This is a genomic window from uncultured Faecalicoccus sp., from assembly GCF_944327125.1.
Lineage (GTDB): Bacteria > Bacillota_I > Bacilli_A > Erysipelotrichales > Erysipelotrichaceae > Faecalicoccus.
Map to the genome: position 1 here is coordinate 1 of NZ_CALVGO010000080.1, position 3,903 is coordinate 3,903.

Consider the following 3,903-nt stretch of genomic DNA (forward strand, 5'->3'; position numbering starts at 1 on the left):
GATGATGTTTTGGGAATCATTGCTTTGACGATCGTTTCTGGCTTGGCCGACAGCAGCATCGATGTAGGAATGGTGCTGTTGAAGATCGTATTGTTCTTTATCTTTGCGGTTGTGGTGGGAATCGTATTACATAAGGCGTTTGCCTGGTGGTTTGATCATGACTCTCGCGGAGGTTTGCAGCGGTATTCAATTGTCAGCTTTGCCTTTGCCCTATTGATGGCCTATGCTTCGGAAGCATTCTTTGGGGTTGCGGACATTACGGGATCTTTTGTGGCCGGCTTGATTATTTCAGGAACCAGTCAATGTGCTTATGTTGAAAAACGTATTGGTACTTTGTCGTATCTGTTGATTTCGCCAGTATTTTTCGCAAGCATTGGGCTGAAATTGGAACCGCTACAACTGTCAACCAGCTTATTGATCTTGATCGTTTTACTCTGTGTTGTATCAGTAGTCAGTAAAGTTGTTGGCTGTGGACTGGGCGGATTGCTTTGCCGGTATTCCAAGACGCAGTCGATTCGCATCGGATGCGGTATGGTTTCCCGTGGAGAAGTTGCCTTGATCGTTGCCAACCGCGGTATGGCATTGGGCATCCTGCCTTCGATTTTTGTGACCCCTATTTTATTGTGTGTAGTCTTTACAACGATCATCACGCCTGTTTTATTGAAACTGGTTTATAATCCAAAAGGGGATGATCCTGATTATCTGCAGACTGTCCAAAAATGATCTTTGGTCACACTTTTGTAAGAAACGATCTCTATACTTTCTTGTATGGAGATCTTTTTTATTGGATTGAGTTTTTTGGGAATTCTACTTTTCGAAAGATATGGACTAAAAACAGAATTGCCTTGGATGGGAAAGCTTTGTTTTCTTTGCGGTCAGATCATAACGATTCGATCGCTCCCGCAAGAATCTATGACCGAAGGAATGGTCTTGTTGATTTATATTTATTGTTTGTTTTGGCAAGATTTAAAAACTTATTATATTTCCAAGAAATGGATCGTGCCTTCGTTATTTTTGATTCTTTATCTGGGATTTCCACAAAACTGGCTTTCTTCTGTGAGCGGAGCTTTGCTATATGGTCTTCCTTCATTCGCAATGCATCGTTTTAAACCGGAATGGATCGGCTTGGCGGATGTTGTTTACTTTTTTTATTTTGGTGCTTTATTGGGGCTGGAACGTATGATTGTCGCTTGTTTGATGGCAATCGGGATCGGCTTTGTATGGATGCTGGGCACAAAAAAAACGATCCTTCCTTTTTGCTCATGTTTAAGTATAGGAGTATGGATCGCTTATCTTAAGGGGTATACTATTCTAATATCATTCGCGGATCTTTTGGGCTGATCACTGTGACAGGATCCTTCTGAAAAGGAACGTGGAAACGCAGCTGCTTGCTTTGTAGAAGCATGCCGCGGCTGTCCTCGATTTTTCCATATAAAGGATCATTGTAAATAGGATGGCCCAGATTTTTCATATGAACGCGAATCTGATGGCGCCGTCCTGTCTGGATCTGTACCTGAATCAACGAAGTGTTAGATTTTTCTTCCAAAACTGTATACAAGGTACTGCAAGGCTTTCCCGTTTTTGAAATTCGCATTTTTTTGGCATCATGCCGGTCTTTTGCGATCGGGTTCTGAAGGATACCGTGCTTAGAGGACAAGATCCCTTTTACGATGCAAAGATATTCTTTTTGAATCAGATGGGTTCCCATTTGGTGATCAAAGAAGGGCTGGAAGAAAGGAAATTTACAAAAGAGAACCAAGCCGCTCGCTTCGGTATCGATTCGATGGATCGCTTGAGCATTGTAAGGCCATTTTTGTGAATCTAAATAGGCATTGATGCGCCCTTGTAAGGTGTCTGTGTGATGACCATCATCATGAACGAGTAAAAAAGCCGGTTTGAAGGCAACAATACAAAAGGAATCTTCGTAGACAACAGAAACTGGTTGATTCGAGTATTCGCAAGATTTTGCCTGCATTTTAAAAGAAATCGTATAGTTTTTTTTAGGTTCTAAAGTTGGGATCGAAAAATCGGTGCATCGATTCCAATGTTTTTTAGAACAAAAAAAATGATTTCGAAGTTCATCCAGACGGATTGGTTTCATGACTTGAAATCGCAACTGATAGGGAGTGCATTGTAAAATATTGTAAGATGCGGTCATATTCATAGATAATTTAAGTTTTTATCGATATAATGTCAATATAGAGGAGGATTTCAAAAATGAAAATCGTAAAATGCAATGAATGTGGTGCAGTGTTTGAAATGGTCGTAGAACCAAAAGGCGGACAGTTGCCAGAAGGATTCCACGAAGTTAAAGCCGGTACCACGGATGGAGCTTTAGAAAAACATGTACCAGTTGTAGAACAGAATGGACATAAATTGATCGTAAAAGTGGGCAGCGTTCCACATCCAATGTTGGAAGAACATTATATTACAGCCGTATGGGTCGAATTTGAAGATGGTACAGTGGAAAAGAAAACGTTGAATCCCGGACAGGAACCACAAGTTCATTTTTGTGTAAAACATCGTTCTGGTAAAGTGACTGTTTACGAATACTGCAATCTGCACGGGCTTTGGAAAACAGAATTCACGATCAGCGCAGAATAAAGACATGGACTTCCATGTCTTTTTTTCGTAAGATGAGTTCATGGAATCATTGATCGAATTTGGAAGAAAAAAGGGACGGTTCATTGTCTTTTGTCTGTTTTTGGGCCTAGTTGTCGGCATGGTTGAAAGTATCTTTGTTTCAGGCGTTCGGCTTTTAACGGATCTTCATTTGAAAATGGGCAGTCTTTTTTTGTGGGGATTACCGGTTGGAGCTTTGTTGACACGATGGCTAATCAAAAATATAGGAAACGATAAACAGAATATAGAACAGATTTTTCAAGCAGAAGAATCTGCGGTTCATATCCCTTTAAGGAATGCACCTTTAGCGATATCAGAAGCTTGGATTTCACATCTTTTAGGGGCTTGTACAGGCCGCGCGGGGGCCAGTCTGCAGCTGGGGTCGGCGATAGGAAGCTTCCTTCAAAAAAGAATTCCTGTCTTTTCGATGGGGTGTTCTTTGACTTGCGGAATCGCAGCAGCGCTGTCGTGTTTATTTGGCTGCCCGATTGCGGCTGCTTTTTTTGCGGTGGAAATCTTTTCGCGGCGATGGAAAGAGCTTCCTTATGCTTTATTGGCTTCTTTGATGTCTTATAGCGTACATCTTATTTTTCAAATTCCATCTTTGCGTCTATCTGTTTTGGAGTTGCCCAGCTTTTCGTGGGGTGTTTTGTTCAAAATCTTTTTGTGTGCAGTATTGTTTGGAGTTGTAGGAAATCTTTTTGCGAGAAGTCTTCAGTGGGCTCGATCTCAGATACAAAAAAGTGAACATGCAATTGTTTTAATTATCGTCCTGAGTTTGATTTTGATGCTTTTGCTGATGTTCATTCGTAACTTTCGATATATTGGAACAGGTGAAATTCTTCTGCAAGCGGTCTTTGAAGGAGAACAGGTGTTTTTGTCAGATTGGATTTGGAAAGCGGTTTTGACAATATTGACATCGGCTTGTGGTTTTGTAGGCGGAGAAATGACGCCCATGTTTTCGGTTGGCGCTAGTTTAGGAGTCGTTTGCGGTCCCTTGGTTGGTCTGGATCCGTTGGTTTGTGCTGCAATCGGCATGCTTTGTGTTTTTGGAGCAGGGACGCATTCTATATGGGGAACGGCTTTTTTTGGCATTGAGATTTTTGGACTGTGGTTTGTTCCGCTTTCTTTGACGGCTGGTTTGGCATCCTGTCTTACTAAAGGAAAATGGAGTGTATATCGGCTGAACTCAAAATGAAAGCTGCTTATTGTTAAGATACTTAAGTAATGATATAATACCTCAGTCAGGAGGGGTTTCATGTTAGAAGTAAGGCATCTTGT

The 3,903-nt window shown here is 41.4% G+C and carries 5 protein-coding genes; 4 read left to right on the forward strand and 1 reads right to left on the reverse strand.

Features of this window, described 5'->3' with window-relative positions; translation table 11 throughout:
- A partial coding sequence (locus Q0K03_RS07225; protein ID WP_297239036.1) for a cation:proton antiporter occupies positions 1–723 on the forward strand: 723 nt, incomplete at its 5' end.
- A 45-nt stretch (positions 724–768) separates the two neighbouring features.
- A complete protein-coding gene (locus Q0K03_RS07230; protein ID WP_297239037.1) occupies positions 769–1,341 on the forward strand; it encodes a prepilin peptidase in 573 nt (190 codons plus the stop codon).
- On the opposite strand, the gene Q0K03_RS07235 is transcribed toward Q0K03_RS07230, so the two are convergent.
- Positions 1,307–2,164 (reverse strand): RluA family pseudouridine synthase, encoded by an 858-nt coding sequence (locus Q0K03_RS07235; RefSeq protein WP_273477092.1) that lies wholly within the window; start codon positions 2,162–2,164, stop codon positions 1,307–1,309. The genes Q0K03_RS07230 and Q0K03_RS07235 overlap by 35 nt on opposite strands.
- A gap of 53 nt (positions 2,165–2,217) precedes the next feature.
- Here Q0K03_RS07235 and Q0K03_RS07240 point away from each other — a divergent pair, with 53 nt between their 5' ends.
- Together Q0K03_RS07240 and Q0K03_RS07245 are read left to right on the forward strand one after the other, a co-directional pair.
- Positions 2,218–2,604: a desulfoferrodoxin family protein gene (locus tag Q0K03_RS07240; protein WP_297239038.1), complete on the forward strand. Its 387-nt coding sequence runs from the start codon at positions 2,218–2,220 to the stop codon at positions 2,602–2,604.
- 40 nt (positions 2,605–2,644) lie between these two features.
- Complete coding sequence (locus Q0K03_RS07245; RefSeq protein ID WP_297239039.1) at positions 2,645–3,820, forward strand: chloride channel protein; 1,176 nt, start codon at positions 2,645–2,647, stop codon at positions 3,818–3,820.
- Positions 3,821–3,903 lie beyond the last annotated feature (83 nt).